Annotated in this window: 9 protein-coding genes; all 9 read left to right on the top strand. The window is 48.1% G+C overall.

The window, feature by feature from the left end; all coding sequences use genetic code 11:
* The first annotated feature begins 15 nt into the window (after positions 1–15).
* Positions 16–9,210, top strand: a complete 9,195-nt coding sequence (locus tag DDR33_RS18485; RefSeq protein ID WP_109417289.1) for an MBG domain-containing protein — start codon at positions 16–18, stop codon at positions 9,208–9,210.
* An 82-nt stretch (positions 9,211–9,292) separates the two neighbouring features.
* On the top strand, positions 9,293–11,332 hold the full coding sequence (locus DDR33_RS18480; RefSeq protein WP_109417288.1) for a BatA domain-containing protein: 2,040 nt from the start codon (positions 9,293–9,295) through the stop codon (positions 11,330–11,332).
* Positions 11,333–11,341: 9 nt separating this feature from the next.
* Positions 11,342–12,607, top strand: coding sequence for a dihydroorotase (locus tag DDR33_RS18475; protein ID WP_109417287.1), 1,266 nt, complete (start codon positions 11,342–11,344; stop codon positions 12,605–12,607).
* A gap of 76 nt (positions 12,608–12,683) precedes the next feature.
* Entirely contained in the window at positions 12,684–13,355 is a 672-nt protein-coding gene (locus DDR33_RS18470) for a hypothetical protein (protein WP_109417286.1), read from the top strand.
* Between the two features lies 1 nt (position 13,356).
* A complete protein-coding gene (locus DDR33_RS18465; protein ID WP_109417285.1) occupies positions 13,357–13,920 on the top strand; it encodes a DUF4199 domain-containing protein in 564 nt (187 codons plus the stop codon).
* A 111-nt stretch (positions 13,921–14,031) separates the two neighbouring features.
* Complete coding sequence (locus DDR33_RS18460) at positions 14,032–14,982, top strand: glycosyltransferase family 2 protein (RefSeq protein WP_109417284.1); 951 nt, start codon at positions 14,032–14,034, stop codon at positions 14,980–14,982.
* Positions 14,983–15,067: 85 nt separating this feature from the next.
* Entirely contained in the window at positions 15,068–16,039 is a 972-nt protein-coding gene (locus tag DDR33_RS18455) for a glycosyltransferase (protein WP_109417283.1), read from the top strand.
* Positions 16,036–16,824: a hypothetical protein gene (locus DDR33_RS18450; protein WP_109417282.1), complete on the top strand. Its 789-nt coding sequence runs from the start codon at positions 16,036–16,038 to the stop codon at positions 16,822–16,824. The genes DDR33_RS18455 and DDR33_RS18450 overlap by 4 nt, the downstream gene beginning before the upstream one ends.
* 5 nt (positions 16,825–16,829) lie before the next feature.
* The coding region (locus tag DDR33_RS18445; protein WP_109417281.1) for a GH3 auxin-responsive promoter family protein at positions 16,830–18,316 on the top strand (1,487 nt) is incomplete at its 3' end.

The raw sequence follows: 18,316 nt of genomic DNA, 5'->3' as shown, positions 1-18,316 counted from the left end.
TACGACTTCACGTACGTGGATGGCACGCTGACAGTTGGTAAAGCGATGCTGACGATCACTGCCGACAATAAGAGCAGGATCTACGGAGCTGCAAATCCGGCACTGACAGTGAGTTATTCAGGTTTTGTAAATGGTGATACGCCGGCATCTATCACGGCGCCTTCTGTCTCAACAACAGCGACCACTGCATCTGCTGCCGGTACTTATCCGATTGTAGCTATTGGAGCCGCTTCAGCCAACTATGCCTTTACGTATGTGAACGGCGTGCTGACAGTAGGCAAAGCGATGCTGACGATCACTGCTGATAACAAGAGCAGGATCTACGGAGCTGCAAATCCTGCGCTGACAGTGAGCTATTCAGGTTTTGTAAATGGTGATACGCCATCATCTATCACTGCGCCTTCTGTCTCAACAACAGCGACCACCGCTTCAGCTGCGGGTACTTACTCAATCGTGGCTACCGGCGCCGCTTCTGCCAACTATACCTTTACGTACGTGAACGGCGTGCTGACAGTCGGTAAAGCGACGTTGACGATTACCGCCAACAATAAGAGCAAAATCTATGGAGCCGCAAATCCTGCGCTGACAGTGAGCTATTCAGGTTTTGTAAACGGTGATACACCATCATCCATAACCGCACCTTCCGTTTCAACGACAGCGACAACAACTTCCCCATCCGGTGCTTATCCGATAGTGGCTAGCGGCGCGGCTTCGGCAAACTACGACATCACGTACGTGGACGGTGTGCTGACAGTCGGTAAAGCGATGCTGACGATTACCGCCAACAATAAGAGTAAGATCTACGGAGCTGCAAATCCTGCACTGACAGTGAGCTATTCGGGCTTTGTCAATGGTGATACGCCTTCATCCATCACCGCGCCTTCCGTTTCAACGACAGCGACAACAGCTTCTGCGGCGGGAACTTACCCGATTGTGGCTAGCGGTGCGGCTTCGGCAAACTACGACATCACGTATGTGGACGGCACGCTGACCGTCGGTAAAGCGATGCTCACAATTACTGCGGATGATAAGAGTAAGATCTATGGAGCTGCAAATCCGGCGCTTACGGTGAGCTATTCGGGCTTTGTCAATGGCGACACGGAAGCCTCCATCACAATGCCTTCCGTCTCAACCACAGCTACAACAGCATCTGCTGCCGGCACTTACCCGATCGTTGCCATCGGTGCCGCTTCGCCCAACTATAACTTTACGTATGTAAACGGTATACTGACCGTCGGTAAAGCGATGCTGACAATCACAGCGAACGACAAGAGCAAGATCTACGGAGCTGTAAATCCTGCACTGACGGTTAGCTATTCAGGTTTTGTGAACGGGGATACACCATCGTCTATTACTACACCGGTGGTGACCACTACTGCGACGACAGCATCAGCGGCGGGCACTTACCCGATCGTGGCCAGCGGAGCCGCTTCAGCAAACTACGACATCACGTATGTAGATGGCGCGCTGACAGTCGGTAAAGCTACGCTGACGATCACTGCTGATAACAAGAGTAAGATCTACGGAACTGCAAATCCAACGCTCAGCGTGAGCTATTCAGGCCTTGTAAACGGCGATACACCGTCATCCATTACTCCGCCGGTGGTGAATACTACCGCTACAGCTGCATCCGCAGCGGGTGTATATCCGATTGTTGCCAGCGGCGCAGCATCTGCGAACTATGACATCACGTATGTGGACGGAACTCTGACTGTGGGCAAGGCTGCACTGACGATTACGGCCGAAGATAAGAGTAAGGTCTATGGCGCAGTAAACCCAGCGTTGACAGTTCGTTACTCAGGTTTTGTAAATGGTGACACGGTGGCTTCTATAACAGAACCTTCCATATCGACGACAGCCACCACAGCGTCTGCAGCGGGTACTTATCCGATTGTGGCCATCGGCGCTGCTTCCGCAAACTACAACATTACGTATGTGAACGGAACGCTGACAGTCGGCAAAGCTGCACTGACGATTACTGCGGAAGATAAGAGCAAGGTCTACGGCGCGGCAAACCCAGTGCTGACGGTTCGTTATTCCGGCTTTGTCAATGGCGACACTGAAGCTTCTATTACAGAACCTTCCATCTCAACTACCGCCACCGCTGTATCCGCAACAGGAACTTATCCGATTACCGCCATCGGCGCTGCATCCGCGAACTACAACATCACGTATGTAAACGGAACGCTGACAATTGGCAAGGCAGCCTTGACGATCACAGCAGAGGATAAGAGCAAGATCTATGGAGCTGCAAATCCTGTCCTGACGGTTCATTATTCAGGTTTTGTTAACGGCGACACGGAAACTTCTATAATACAGCCTTCTATATCCACAACAGCCACTGCTGCTTCTGCAGTGGGGACCTATCCGATTGTTGCCGGCGGCGCAGTATCCGCAAACTACGATATCACGTATGTGGACGGAACGCTGACAGTTGGTAAGGCTGCACTGACGATCACAGCAGAGGATAAGGGCAAGATCTATGGCGCGGCAAATCCTGTTCTGACAGTGAGTTATTCCGGGTTTGTCAACGGCGATACCAAGGCATCTATTACAGAACCTTCCATATCGACAACGGCGACCACCGCTTCTGCTGTTGGTACATATCCGGTCGTGGCCAGTGGTGCCGCTTCAGCAAACTACAACATCACGTATGTGGACGGAACGCTGACAGTCGGCAAAGCGATGCTGACGATCACTGCTGACAATAAGGCTAAGATATTCGGAGCTGAAAATCCTGTTCTGACGGTGAGTTATTCAGGTTTTGTAAACGGGGATACGGAGGCATCTATTACGCAGCCTGCTATATCGACGACTGCAACTACCGCTTCTCCGGCAGGCGCTTACCCGATTGTGGCAAACGCCGCAGCATCCGCGAACTACGAGATTACGTATGTGAACGGCACACTGTCTGTAGGTAAAGCGATGCTGACGATCACCGCTGATAATAAGAGCAAGATCTATGGATCCACAAATCCTGCCCTGACGGTTACTTACTCAGGCTTTGTGAATGGCGACACCGAAGCTTCTATTACAGCACCTTCAGTTTCTACGGCTGCTACTGCTGCCTCTGCTGTAGGTACTTACCCGATAGTGGCCAGTGGTGCGGCATCAGCAAACTACAATATTACGTATGTGCCCGGGACGCTGACAGTAGGAAAGGCTATGCTGACGATTACCGCTGATAATAAGAGCAAGATTTACGGTGCTGCGAACCCGGCACTGACAGTTACTTACTCAGGATTTGTGAACGGTGATACGCAAGCTTCTATTACAATACCATCCGTGTCAACTCCTGCCACAGCAGCCTCTGCTGCGGGCACTTACGCGATCGTGGCGAGCGGCGCGGCATCTGCGAACTATGAGTTCACTTATGCCGAAGGTACGCTGACTGTAGGAAAAGCTGCATTGTCTGCGACAGCAGATAACAAGAGCAAGATCTATGGAACCGACAACCCGGTATTGACGGTCACTTATTCGGGCTTTGTAAACGGGGATGATGCTTCAGCTCTGGCCGTGCAGGCAACAGCTCAAACTGCTGCTACGAAACAATCATCTGTGGGTACTTATCCTGTTAGTGCTTCAGGAGCTGTTTCAGATAATTACAATATCAGCTATCACAGCGGAACGTTAACGGTGACAAAAGCGCTGTTAACTGCAAAAGCGGATAATAAAGCCCGCAATTATAACGAGGAGAATCCGGCTCTGACCGTTACCTATATCGGTTTTGTTAATGGCGATACTGAAAGCGTACTGGATGTTCAGGCAAGTGCTGCTACCACTGCGGTGAAGAGCAGTCCTGCCGGTGATTACGTGATCACAGCCGCCGGTGGAACCGACAACAACTATGCGCTGGCTTATGAATCCGGAATCCTGAGTATCGGTAAATCAGCTGCGGTACTGACCGTCGCTGATCTTCCAACTGGTAAAAAATACGGAGATGCAGATTTTGTACTGGTTGCTTCTGGCAATCATACACAGACTCCGCTTGTATATACCAGCAGTAATCCGGGTGTGGCCACAATATCCTCAGACGGAACAGTACATATCACCGGTGCGGGAAGCACTACGGTCATCGTATCGCAGGAAGCAAACGGAAACTATGCGGCAGCTACTGAAGTAGCAGGTGCGCTGGTGATCTCGAAGTCGGTGCTGACAGTAACCGCCAGTGACGTTTCGAGGAAGTACCTTGAGAACAATCCGGTATTAGGTGTGCAGTACAGCGGTTTTGTAAACGGAGAAGATGAGAGTGCCCTGACTTCGCCTGCTGGTGCTTCAACTCCGGCTACCGTATCCACTCCGGTAGGTGCTTACGATATCACGCCGTCAGGTGCGGTGTCTCCGAATTATGAGTTCGTGTATAAAAAAGGAACGTTAACCATCATCAAAACGGATGCTGTCATCGACTTTGCTGAATTGCCGGTGAAGACATACGGTGATCAGGATTTCAGTGTGGTTACAGGAAGTCCGAATCCTGAATCGCCGCTGACTTATGTGAGCAGCAATACAGGTGTTGCAACCATTGACGGAAACGGAAAGATCCATATAACAGGGGCTGGTTCGACGGATATTACCGTATCGCAGGCTGCGGGCACGAACTACGAATCTGCACCATCACGCACCCGCACTCTTACGGTAAATAAAAAATCGCTGCAGATCACTGCAGAGAACAAGAGTAAGAAGTACCTGGAGCCGAACCCTGAGTTCACAGCTGCATATTCCGGCTTTGTGAATGGAGAAGATGCTGCGGATCTCAGTTCGCAGGTGAGCTTTACCACTACGGCAGATAACACTTCGCCTGCGGGCACTTACCCGATAGTTGCCAGTGGTGCCGCTTCTGCAAATTATGAGATTGCCTATGAAAACGGAACACTGGTGGTTAATCAGACAGGCAGTCTCATTACATTCAACGAACTGGCAATGCGCACGTTCGGCGATGCTGCCTTCTCTGCCGGAGCACAGAGTGTCCATCTTGAAACGCCGCTCGTTTATACAAGCAGTAATACGAACGTGGCCTCTGTTGATCAGAATGGATTGATCTCCATAACAGGAGCAGGCCAGGCCCTGATCACTGTTTCACAGGCTTCAAGCGCAAATTATGAGGCTGCAAAACCAGTGAGTCAGCAGCTGACCGTACTGAAAAGCCCTGCTGCTATTTCGGTGACTTCAGCAGGAACCAGGACTTACGGTGATGCCGACTTTGCTTTGAACGCCGGATCTGGAAACCCGGAATCCGGAATATCTTACAATAGCAGTGATCCGGCTGTGGCAACTGTAAATTCGCAAGGTATCGTCCAAATCGCAGGCGCCGGAAATGCGGTTATTACCGTCACTCAGGCAGCGAGTGCTAATTTTGAAGCAGCTGTTCCTGTTACGATGAATATAAAGGTGGCGAAGAAAGCAGCAGAAATATCTTTTGAAGCACTACCTGTTAAGACATTCGGCGATGCGGATTTTGCACCGGCAGCGGTGGGAACTCATGCTGAAAGCACTGTGGTTTACAGCAGCAGTAACCCGGCGGTTGCCACTATTGTGAATGGTAATATTCACATCAACGGAGCCGGGACAAGTGTGATCACGGCCTCTCTTGCAGAGAGCAACAATTACCTGGCTGCCGCAAATGTGACCAGGATGCTTACTGTCAATAAAGCACCAGCTCTGATCAGCTTCAGCTCCCTGCCGGCCAAAAAGTACGGAGACGTTGATTTTGCGGCTGGAGCGGGCAGCAATCATGCCGAGTCGGGGATTACCTACCGGAGCAGTGATCCGTCTGTGGTGACCATTTCCGGTGGTAACATCCATATTACAGGGGCAGGAACGGCTGTTGTGACAGCGTCTATGCCGGAAAGTGCGAACTACGCCGCGGCTGAAGATGTGCCACAGACGATTACCGTGAGCAAGGCTCCTTTAGTTGCCAAAGCGGATAACAAAGCCCGCAACTATAATGAAAATAACCCGGCACTGACCGTAAGTTATATCGGATTTGTTAACGGAGAGACTGAAACTGTCCTGGATACGAAAGCTGATGCTTCTACCAACGCAGTTGTAAGCAGTCCTGCAGGTGAATACACAATTTCGGTGAACGGAGCTACCGACAACAATTATGAGTTTGCTTACCAGGCGGGTATCCTGACCATTGGCAAATCAGAAGCTGTCCTTAGCCTTGCCGGTATTCCTGGTAAACAATATGGCGACAGTGACTTTGCTGTAACTGCCGCAAGCAACCATTCGGAAACACCGTTGCAGTACAGCAGCAGTAATCCGGCTGTGGCGACTGTATCTGCGCAGGGTGTTGTTCATATTACAGGTGCAGGCAGCGCTACGATCACCGTTTCGCAGGCCGGTAACATCAACTACGCAGTTGCGGCAGATGTTTCACGCACCTTCACTGTGCAGAAGGCTCCGCTGAAAGTTTCTGTTGCTGATGCCAGCCGGAAATATGGCCGGGAAAATCCTGAATTCAGCATCAGCTATAACGGGTTTGTAAACGGTGAAAACGAAGGATACCTTAAGGGAAGGGTAGGAGTGAGAACACCGGCTACCGCAAGTTCTCCGGCCGGTCAGTATGCTATCCAGCTGTTTGGCGGGGCATCCGATAATTATGAAATCGGCTATGAGAACGGTACACTGACGATCGGCCAGGCAGAGAACTCCATTTCTTTCGCTGAATTACCAGGAAAGACTTACGGGGATGCCGACTTTTCTGTCATCGCGGGCAGTGACAATACTGAAGCTCCTCTTCAGTACACATCAGCCAATCCTGGTGTTGCAACAATTGACGCAAATGGCAGGATCCACATCGTTGGAGCTGGTTCGTCTGTTATCACAGTGTCTCAGCCAGCCAGTGAAAATTATGCTGCGGGTATATCGCAGAGCCATACGCTGACGGTAGCGAAGAAAGACCTGCACATCACTGCTGAGAATAAGAGCAAGAAGTACGGGGAACCAAACCCTGAGTTTACGGCTGTTTATACCGGCTTTGTCAACGGCGATGATGCCGGAGATCTGACCTCCGCTGCGACAATGTATACGACTGCATTGATCAATTCGGAAACCGGCATCTATCCGATCCTCATCGGCGGGGCAGCATCAGGGAATTATGCTGTGTCTTACGACAACGGAACGCTGATCGTCAACCCGGCAGAAAGTTTCATCACTTTTGGTGAACTCTCTGCCAAAACCTACGGGGATATGGATTTTGCCGCAGGTGCCGGAAGCCTGCACAGCGAAACTCCGCTCCAGTATACAAGCAGTAATGCCGGTGTGGCAACTGTGGATGGAAATGGAAAGATCCATATTACAGGTGCTGGTGAGGCCATTATTTCTGTTTCTCAGGCTGCGGGTTCAAATTACGAGGCATCGCAGCCGGTTCTTCAGGCACTGAGGGTGTTGAAGAGTACATCTTCTGTCGTCATACCTTCCATTGGTACGAAGACATACGGGGATGCAGACTTTGCACTGAATGTCAATACCAATAACACTGAATCTGCGCTGCAATACAACAGCAGCAACAGCGGCGTCTTTACAGTCAGTGAAGAAGGTACCGTTCATATTACCGGTGCCGGAAATGCAGTACTTACCGTAACGCAGCCATCAGGTAATAACTTTAATGCGGCAACTGCGGTATCTGTGAATCTGATGGTCAGGAAGAAGGCTGCAGCAATCGGCTTTGGCGTTCTGGCGTCAAAGACATTCGGAGATGCTGATTTTGCGGCAGACGCAACCAGTAATCACAGCGAAACAGCTATCACCTATACTTCAGGTGATAACAGGATTGCCACGATTGTGGATGGAAAGATCCACATTGTAAGTGCGGGAACCGTAACGATTACTGCTTCACAGGCAGAAAGTGCTAATTACCTGGCAACGGCAGTAAGCCGAAGCCTTGTAATCACGAAAGCTGTTCCGGTGATCACCGTGGCTGCTGTGGGTACGAAGACCTACGGAGATGCAGACTTTGCACTGAGCGCGGGAAGCACCGACCAAACGACCCGCATATCATACATCAGCAGCAATCCTGCAGTGGCGATCGTTACCGGCGATATGGTACGTGTCGTTGGATCGGGAATCACAACTATCAAAGCGTCTCAGGCGGGTAGTCAGAATTTTGAAGCGGCAGATACGACATTTGATCTTGTGGTAAACAAGGCCGTCCTTACCGTCACCGCCGAAGACAAGAAACGCAAGGTAGGACAGCCAAATCCTGAATTTACGATCGCTTACAGCGGTTTTGTGAACAATGAGAACGAGTCCGTTCTGACCAGCAGGGCAAATGCTGCAACAGATGCTATTATAAGCTCGCCAATCGGGGAGTACGATATCCTTGTCAGCGGCGGCGGGGCACTGAACTATAACCTGGTTTACCAGACCGGAACGTTGAGCGTGGTGACAGGAGCGAGGACCCTGGAATTCGGTGTATTGCCTGTTAAAACATACGGGGATGCAGATTTTGAACCGGGTGCTGTTACCGATCCATGGAATGTGGTCATCTATTCAAGCTCTGATACAACGGTGGCTAAGATCGTGGATGGAAAGATCCGCATAACAGGTGCCGGAAAATCTGTGATCACTGCTACGATTCCTGAAAGTATGTACGGAGACCTCACCGTCAGGACGCAGGAGCTTACAGTTCAGAAAGCTCCGCAAACTATTACGTTTGCCCCGCTTCCGGACCTTCAGCGTAAGGGTCAGGAATACCAGGTGCTTGCCACTGCTTCCTCCGGGCTGCCGGTTTCCATGACAAGTTCGAATCCATGGGTGGCTACGGTGAAAGGCATGAAGGTGAAACCTGAAGGTATGGGATCTGCCATGATCACGGTAAGCCAGGAGGGTGATAAAAACTACCTGCCGGCCAAAGCTGTCGTACAGGAGTTGCATGTAGTGGATTCCACGCTGACATCCGATCCTGTAAAGGTAAGTCAGCTGGTTACTCCTGACGGGGATGGAATCAACGATGCGCTGATTATTGAGGGCATCACGAACTATCCGGAAAATCACTTTGTGGTGTTCACCCGTACAGGAACGAAGGTTTATGAAGTTTCGAATTACGATAACGGGGATGTTTCGTTTAGCGGCAAAGAAGCCTTCACCGGTCAATTCCGCACAAGGAGCAAACTGCCGCAGGGTACCTATTACTATGTACTGAGATACAAGAGCAATGGCGAATGGAAGCGCAAAACAGGCTTCTTTGTGTTGAAATATAACCAGTAAAAGGATGTTTTAAACCGGTGAATTGCTTTTATATGCATGATATATAATTTGCATATAGAAGCAATTTACCTAAGTTTGGTTAATGAGATTTCTCTTTCCTGAATTTCTGTTCGCTCTGCTGGTGACAGCCGTACCACTGATCATTCATCTCTTTAATTTCAGGAGAATAAAGAGGGTCTACTTCAGTAATGTCAGTTTCCTGAAAGATATAGAGCAAAAGTCGTCAGCCGCAAGGAAGGTGAAGCGGCTTTTGCTTCTTGCATTAAGGATGCTGGCATTGGTTTTCCTGGTTTTTGCATTTGCCCGTCCCTATATACCTTCTGCTGAGAAAGGGCATTCTTCATCCGGTATAAACGCCGTCAGTATTTATATTGATAATTCCTACAGTATGGAACTGCTGAACAAAGAAGGCACCCTGCTGGATGAAGCCAGGCGGCGGGCAGGGGAGATAGCATCTGCATATGGTGTGAATGATCGTTTTCAATTGCTGACAAACGATTTTGAAGGCAGACATCAGCGATTGCTGGATTACGAAGAGTTTTTATCAGCAGTAGGGGAAGTGAAGGTGAGCAGTATGAGCAGGACGCTTGAAGAAGTAACGGCGAGGCAGGCAGAAGCTTTGTCGCAGGAACGCGGTGCTGTCAGGACTGCTTACCTGATCTCGGATTTTCAGCAGAACCTCTTTCCGGCCCGGCCTCTTAATATAAGTGACGATACCGAATACAGGCTGGTTAAACTGGCTCCGCCTGCGCAGACGAACATATCGGTGGATTCAGCATGGTTTATTTCCCCGGTACACAAAGCAGGAGAGTCTGAGCGTCTTGTTGTGAGATTGAAAAACAATTCCGACCAGGAATCACAGAATGTTTCCATTGCTCTTACTATCGATAAACAGCAGAAAGCGATTGGATCTCTATCATTGCCGGCCAGGACGAGCAGGACTGATACCCTATTGTTCAGCGGCATGCAGGAGGGCTGGAGGCAGGGTGAGCTACGGATTAATGATCATCCGCTTACATTTGACGATACCTTCTTTTTCTCCTTCCTGGTAAGAAAAGCCGTTTCGCTGCTGGTCATTAATACAGCCGCTCCTGCGCCCTATATTGACGCTGTTTATGCATCAGATCCTTTCTTTCATGTTTCCAGCACAGATGCTGGCAGCGTGAACTACTCAGGTCTGTCTGCGTTTCCTTTGATCATACTGAACGGAACAGAAAAAATGACGGAGGGGCTGGCGGGACAACTGAAGGAATATGTGGAGAACGGCGGGTCACTGTTCGTTTTTCCGTCGGTAGAGCCAGATCTCTCAGGTCTGAATATCTTAACACGGATACTGGGGACAGATTACGCTGAAGCAATCAGTTCGCAGGAAACGCGGGTGTCAAATGTCAATTACAGACATCCCGTTTTTCGTGGTGTTTTCGATAAACAGCCAAACAACCCGGATCTCCCGCTTGCGAGAAAATATATTCTTTACGGCAGATCGGGCAGGACTGCAGGTGAGCCCGTGATGAGCCTGCCCGGCAGAAGGACTTTCCTGGGAGACTACAGGGTAGGAAAGGGGACCGTTTTACTGTCAGCCGTTTCTTTAAGTGAAGAGTCGGCCAACCTGGTGAGACATTCCTTCTTTGTTCCATTAATGTATCAGTCTGCTTTTCTGAGCCTGCGCGACCGCCCGCTCTTTTTTACTGTGGGGAAAAATGAATATTTCGATACTGACAGGATCAATCTCGCCGGAAACCAGTCGCTGAAACTTAAAAATGAAACTATTGAAATTATTCCGGACGCAAGACCATCTGTTGCGGGAACAAGGGTTTTTATCGCTGACCAGGTAAGGCAGGCGGGGCAATACCGCTTGCTTAAGGCAGACAGTCTCCTGGGGTATGTATCATTCAATGATAACAGAGCAGAGTCTGATTTAAGTTACGTCAGCGGGGCCGGGATTACGGGGATGTTTGCGGGAAAAAAAGTAAAAGTTTTTGAGCCGGCGAGCACTCCCCTAAAAAATAGCATAAAAGCAGCGAATAATGGTGTGCAGTTGTGGAAACTTTGTCTAATTTTGATCCTGGTTTTCCTGGCTGCGGAAATTCTGCTTTTGAGGTTCTATGGCAGGAAAGATTAAATTATTTTAATGAAAACTATACTCCTCCATTCGGTAAAGATTCTGTTCCCCGGATCTGCCTTTTACGACCAAACAGCTGATGTCCTTATTCGCGACGGAAAAATAGCAGATGTGTCTGCACAGATTTCCGCCCCGGGCGATGATACTCTTGTTATTGACGGGCATGGGAAAATATTCGCTCCTGGTTTTTTTGATCTGAATGCTAATCTGGGAGAGCCGGGTGATGAAACCAAAGAAGATCTGGCAAGTGGTTCAGCAGCAGCAGCAGCCGGTGGATTTACCGGAGTTGCCACGCAGCCTGCCACGCATCCCCCTGTTCATTCAAAATCGGAAGTTTCCTATATCATTAATAAATCTAAAGGCTTTCTCACAGATATTTACCCGGTAGGCTGCATCAGTTTTAACCGTGAAGGCAAAGACCTGGCAGAGCTGTACGATATGTCTTTGGCCGGAGCTGTCGCATTCTCTGACGGAACGAAGCCGGTTGGAGATTCCGGACTTATGAGCCGTGCTATGTTGTATGTCAAGGGTTTTGACGGGTTGATCCTGTCTTATCCCGAGGATTCATCGATTGCAGGCAAAGGTAAGATGAATGAAGGTGTTATGAGTACATACCTGGGAATGAAGGGGATCCCGCCGCTTGCAGAAGAGGTGTTTATATCCAGGGACCTTTTTCTGGCAGAATATAATGACTCGAAGATCCATTTCAGCACTATTTCATCTGCCGGAAGCGTAGACCTGATCAGGGAAGCGAAAAAGAAAGGATTAAAAGTTACATGTGACGTTGCAGCACATCACCTTGTGCTGAACGAAGAAGTCCTTGAAGGATTTGACAGTAACTACAAGGTGAAACCGCCTTTAAGAACCAGTAAAGATTCAGAAGCTCTGCTGGAAGGGCTGAGAGACGGCACTATCGACGCTGTTGTGTCTCAGCATACACCACATGAAATAGAATTTAAAGACGTAGAGTTTGAAATCGCTGCGTTTGGTATCACCGGATTGCAGACTGTACTTCCGCTTGTGCTGAAGGCTGGTTTGTCCCCTGCTCTCATAGTAGAGAAACTCTCGGTTAATCCGAGGAGTATTCTTAACCTGCCTGTGCCGGCACTTGAAAAAGGAGAGGAAGCCAATTTTGTGCTCTTTGCTCCCGAAGAAGAGTGGGTGCTTGATGAGAATACAAACCGCTCGCGGTCTTCAAATTCCCCTTTTATGGGTACATCACTTAAAGGGAAAGCCCTCATAACCGGAAATAAGGGACAAGTGTTTAGTTGGTAAAGGTTCTTGCTTTTATCGTTTTTATTTAAGAAACTTGTTATAACCGATAGCTGAACGCTAAAGGAAAGATAGCTTTATGGATAAACATGTAGAACAGGCCGTCGTTGCCGCTCTTGAGCAATTTGAGAAAATTGCATCTTACCCTGTCGCTTCGTTTGAAAACAAGATCAGATCCGTTTTTGATTCTTCCGAAGATTTTATGGCAAAAGCCGCGCTCCTGGATCAGGCTTTTGATGATGAACCTCACCTGGAAGCGCTGAGGGAGGTGTTCTTCGATCTTCTCATGGTCAATTTCTTTGCGGAGGATGTCGGGAAGCTGGAAGAAGATTATCTCGAGTCGGAAGAATGGGAAGCGATTGAAGAGAAAACCATAGACCGGGGTACCGAGTTGCTGAATGTGATTCTTTACCTGCGTGAATGCCGGGATGAGGATATCGACCCTGAGCTCGAAGATTTCCTGAAAGAATTTCTGCTGGTAGATGAAGATGAGTTCCAGGATGAATACAGGATCTATGAAGATGTTATTGCAAACCAGGTTTTAATGGAAAGCAATATAGAGGAAATTGCGCGTGTGGCTAAACAGCTGCCGGAATCTTCCGAGTTTAAAGAGTTGTTCTATCCGGTGATGGGCTTTTTCCTTCAGACCAGCCCAACCGAAGCACAGAAAGAACAATATATCAGCCACAGCAATGATCCTGAATTCGATGCTGCTGTGTATGCTTTGTTAGTTGCTTTTAATCAAGCTTAATATGGAAACAACAGATATTAAACCCAATAAGATCGCGTTTCAGAGCGCACTTGCTTATTCCCTTTATTCGATACTGCTCATCTACGTTCTGTATTTCATGGGAGTGGATATGAATAAAGCCGATCTGTCTACAGGAACGAAGGTGATCACCTGGCTGCTCTCGTACCTGCCCTTTTTAGGGGCGATCATGTATGCGCAAAAATATCACCGGGATGAGCAGCTGGGCGGATCTATTTCATTTGGGCGTGCTTTTTCGACCGGCTTCAGGGTCTCCCTGATCAGTGGGCTTATTATCGGCGTTTTTATGGTTTTGTATTACAAAGTGTTAAATACGAATGCCTTTGATGCGGTGATGAACGCTACTGAAGAAGCAATGCTGAATAATCCCTCCATGGGAGACAGCCAGCGGGAAACTGCGATGTCTATGACCAGGAACTGGTTTGGGCCAATGGCACTGGTGGGTACTATTATCGGTATGGCCATCGTTGGCAGCATCCTCAGCCTCATCGGCGCTGCTATATTGAAAAAAGAAGCGCCGGTTTTTATAGACGAAGTGGAAGACTAAGATCAAGCCGACTGATTTTGTCAGAAAAACGTGCAGGTTTGTCAATAAAAATGATAAAATTTGCACGTTTTTATCAGGGTGCAAATGTACCCTTGCCCTTACATACCGAGAATGGATATATCCGTAGTTGTCCCTCTTTATAACGAAGCAGAATCATTGCCTGAATTGGTCGCCTGGAACCGCCGGGTGATGGAGCAACATCGCTTTTCTTACGAGATTATACTGGTAGATGACGGAAGTTATGATGGCTCGTGGGAAGTGATCGAACAACTTCATACTGAGGATCCCCGGGTACGCGGAATTAAGTTCAGGCGCAATTATGGTAAATCGGCAGCCCTGAATGTAGGGTTTGCCGCAGCTAAAGGAGATGTTGTGATCACAATGGATGCTGACCTGCAGGACAGTCCGGATGAGATTCCCGCACTTTACCGGAGAATCACTGAAGAGAAGTTTGATCTTATTTCGGGCTGGAAAAAGAAACGGCACGATCCCTTAAGCAAGACGATCCCTACTAAACTTTTTAATGCTGCGACCCGCAGTATGTCGGGCATTCATAATCTGCATGATTTTAACTGCGGACTAAAAGCGTATCGCCGTGATGTTGTGAAATGTGTGGAAGTGTACGGGGAAATGCACCGTTATATTCCAGTGCTGGCTAAATGGGCTGGTTTCCGGAAAATAGGAGAGCAGGTGGTGGAACACCGGCCCCGTAAATACGGGACTACCAAGTTTGGCATGAGCCGGTTTATTAATGGCTTCCTGGATCTGCTTTCTATCTTTTTTGTAGGAAAGTTTGGGAAGAGACCGATGCATTTTTTTGGCTCTCTCGGCGTTCTGAGCTTCTTTGCTGGGCTGGTTATCGCAATATGGCTGATAGCAGAAAAACTGATTGATATTGCAAATAATGTGAAGTACCGGAATGTGACGGATCAACCCCTTTTCTTTATAGCTCTTGTGGCGATCGTTGTCGGTTTTCAATTGTTTCTCACCGGTTTTGTCGCCGAACTTGTTTCACGAAACTCGAGCGAACGAAATTCGTACAATGTAGAGAAAGAGATCTGAGAGATTGGGTCTGAGATATGAGTCAAAAGAGTTAAGATACAAGAGACAAAAGTTAAGCTGTAAGAGATTTACAGCTTCCATAAATATGTTTTTTTCTATAATAATCCCCCTTTACAATCGTCCCCAGGAAATTGACGAACTGCTGGATTCTCTTACCAGGCAAACCTATACGCAATTTGAGGTACTGGTGATCGAAGACGGCTCGAAGCTTGATGCGCGGGATATTGTGGAATCATATAGAAATAAACTGGACGTCCGCTACTTTGTGAAAGAAAACGAAGGCCAGGGTTTTACCCGGAACTTCGCTTTCGGGCACGCAAGGGGGGATTACTTTATCATATTCGATTCGGATTGCCTGATACCTCCGGCTTACCTGACGGAAGTAAACCGTTACCTGCTGGAGCATAAACTGGATGCTTACGGAGGGCCCGACGCGGCTCACCCGTCTTTCACACCAGTACAGAAAGCCATCAGCTATTCGATGACCTCTCCTTTTACAACCGGGGGAATCCGCGGAAGTAAAAAGAACCTGGGAGGACAGTTTCATCCACGCAGCTTCAATATGGGAATCTCGAGAAAGGTATGGGAAGCAACCGGGGGGTTTATCCTGACCCGGCTGGGTGAGGACATCGAATTCAGTATCCGGATCCATAGTCTCGGATTTAAGATCGGATTGATTCCGGGAGCAGTCGTTTATCACAAGCGAAGAACTAATTTCCGCCAGTTCTATAAGCAGATTCACTTCTTTGGCAGGGCACGGATAAATATCTATAAATTTTTTCCGGAGACCCTTAAACTTGTTCATTTTTTTCCTGCATTATTTACCATATTCATTATTTTTACACTGCTTATGAATATTCTTGTTTTTCCATTAGCAGTTTTTTGCAACCTCTTTCTGGCTGTTTTTGCGCTGTTGATATTTTTCCATTCATGGATGGAAAACAAGTCTTTAAATGTTGCCGCGCTTAGTGTAATAGCGGCCTTCATACAGCTTACGGCGTATGGATTGGGATTTATGCAGGATTTTTGGAAAAGAATAATTCTTAAAAGTTCATGATCGAGTTTCTAAAGGAAAGTACCTTTGCTGTTAACGATGTACTCAGAATAGCATGGAGAGTGCTGAAAAGCCAATATTTTAAGGTATTGGGCCTGTGCATTATGATGTTCCTGGTTTTTAACCTTTCGGGGTTCCTGGCGTTTTTTCTGAGTGGTTTCAATCTGGGCCTGAGCCTGTTTATGCTGCTGATATTTATCGTTACCTATTGCGGTTTTCAGCTCACGCTGTTCAAATTTGTTCTCCGGGTTCTGGATGAGAACCGGGAGGATGTGTATGTGAAAGATTCTCTTCCCACTACCAGGCAAATCGCGAAGTTCCTGATAGCCACCTTTTATTTCATCCTTTGCATTTTAGTAGTTTATGGTGCTATTATCCTGGTGGTTTTTCCATTTGCGTATGTAAGAGTGCCGATGGACGTGCTGACGCAGGTGGCCATATCCCTTGGTGTACTCGGAATTATCTTTACCTGGATCCGGATATCGTTTTTCCCCTTTTTTATTATAGACAAAGATCATTCTCCTTTTAAATCGATCAGGTTCAGTATGGCGATCACGAGGGGGAATTTTACAAAGCTTCTGATCCTTCTGATCTTCCTGGCTATTTTTCAGATCCTTCATTTGCTGATAAACTATAAAGGAAACTTCTTTGTTGGTTTGATCATTAACCTGGTTAATTCTCTTCTGATTATTCCGTTATCGAGTGTGGTAATCACAGTGGCCTACCGGAGGATGATGAATGAGTATGAAGGAGACCAGGATCCGGGCATTATCCGGAACATTATTTAGATGTTATGGGTTTAAAGTCGTTTTTGAGTAAACCTTTTGCGGCATATGCCGTTGCTCAGATCAACAAGTGGAAAAGCAGGCCGGTTGAATCGCAGCGCGCGGTTTTTGCGAAGCTTGTGAGCGATGCCGCTGATACAGTGTTCGGGAGGGAGCATGGTTTCGATAAGATCCGGACATATGAGGACTTTAAACAACGTGTTCCCATTCGCGATTATGAAGATCTCCGGCCGTATGTCGACCGGATGGTGAAAGGTGAGGCGAATGTCCTCTGGCCCGGTAAACCCGCCTATTTCGCTAAAACATCAGGAACTACATCCGGAGTAAAATATATACCGATTTCAAAAGAGTCGATGCCTGAGCATGTGAAAGCAGCGCGTAACGCACTCCTTTCCTATATACATGAAACAGGAAACGCAGAGTTTGCAGATGGGAAAATGATCTTTCTCCAGGGGAGTCCGGTACTGGGTGAAAAGGGTGGTGTTCCTACAGGGCGTTTATCCGGCATCGTCGCCCATCATGTTCCCGGGTATCTCCAGAAAAACAGGCTTCCTTCTTACGAAACAAACTGTATTGAAGACTGGGAGCAAAAAGTCGATGCTATAGTGGAGGAAACTTTTCATGAGGATATGAGGCTCATCTCGGGTATCCCGCCATGGGTGCAAATGTATTTTGACCGCTTGTCGGCTAAAGCCGGAGGAAAGAAGATTAAGGATGTCTTGAAGAACTTCAGCCTGTTTGTTTATGGTGGGGTTAATTTTGAACCTTACCGGGCGAGGATGGAAGAGATCATCGGCAAAAAAGTGGATTCTATAGAAACCTACCCTGCTTCTGAAGGGTTTATTGCCTATCAGGATTCACAAAAGGAGAAAGGCCTCTTGCTATTAGTGAATGCAGGAATGTTCTTTGAATTCATCCCTTCGGATGAATACTTTAACGAGAATCCTTCGCGCCTGTCTCTGGAGGATGTGGAACTTGGAAAGAACTATGCCCTTATTCTGAACACGAATGCAGGCCTTTGGGGATACAGCATAGGAGATACGGTCAGGTTCGTTTCAAAGGATCCATACCGGATAGTGGTAAGCGGAAGGATAAAGCATTATATCTCAGCGTTCGGGGAACATGTGATAGGAGAAGAAGTAGAGTACGCTTTGATGACGGCCGCAGCAGAAAGCGGAGCAGAAATTTCCGAATTTACGGTAGCGCCACAAGTGAATGCGCCTGAAGGCGGCCTGCCTTATCATGAATGGTTTGTGGAGTTTGCAAAGCTTCCGGCTGACCTTGAGGGCTTCTCACAGAAAGTAGATGCCCTTCTTCAGAAAAAGAACATTTATTACCAGGATCTGATTGAGGGTAAGATATTAAGACCTCTTGTTATAAGGCCTCTCCGGGAGGATGCTTTCAGGAATTTCATGAAGGCGGAGGGCAAGCTTGGAGGGCAGAATAAAGTGCCGAGGCTGTCCAATGACAGGAGAATAGCGGATGCGCTGGGGAG

The sequence above is a fragment of the Pararcticibacter amylolyticus genome (assembly GCF_003130405.1).
Classification (GTDB): Bacteria; Bacteroidota; Bacteroidia; order Sphingobacteriales; family Sphingobacteriaceae; genus Arcticibacter; species Arcticibacter amylolyticus.
The sequence above is the reverse complement of the archived record's forward strand: the minus strand, read 5'-3'. Positions and strand labels throughout refer to the sequence as shown.

Excerpts from the sequence above, each read along its gene's own strand:
- DDR33_RS18480 (WP_109417288.1), top strand. The coding sequence starts at position 9,293 with ATGAGATTTCTCTTTCCTGAATTTCTGTTCGCTCTGCTGGTGACAGCC.
- DDR33_RS18475 (WP_109417287.1), top strand. The coding sequence starts at position 11,342 with ATGAAAACTATACTCCTCCATTCGGTAAAGATTCTGTTCCCCGGATCT.
- DDR33_RS18470 (WP_109417286.1), top strand. The coding sequence starts at position 12,684 with ATGGATAAACATGTAGAACAGGCCGTCGTTGCCGCTCTTGAGCAATTT.
- DDR33_RS18465 (WP_109417285.1), top strand. The coding sequence starts at position 13,357 with ATGGAAACAACAGATATTAAACCCAATAAGATCGCGTTTCAGAGCGCA.
- DDR33_RS18460 (WP_109417284.1), top strand. The coding sequence starts at position 14,032 with ATGGATATATCCGTAGTTGTCCCTCTTTATAACGAAGCAGAATCATTG.
- DDR33_RS18455 (WP_109417283.1), top strand. The coding sequence starts at position 15,068 with ATGTTTTTTTCTATAATAATCCCCCTTTACAATCGTCCCCAGGAAATT.
- DDR33_RS18450 (WP_109417282.1), top strand. The coding sequence starts at position 16,036 with ATGATCGAGTTTCTAAAGGAAAGTACCTTTGCTGTTAACGATGTACTC.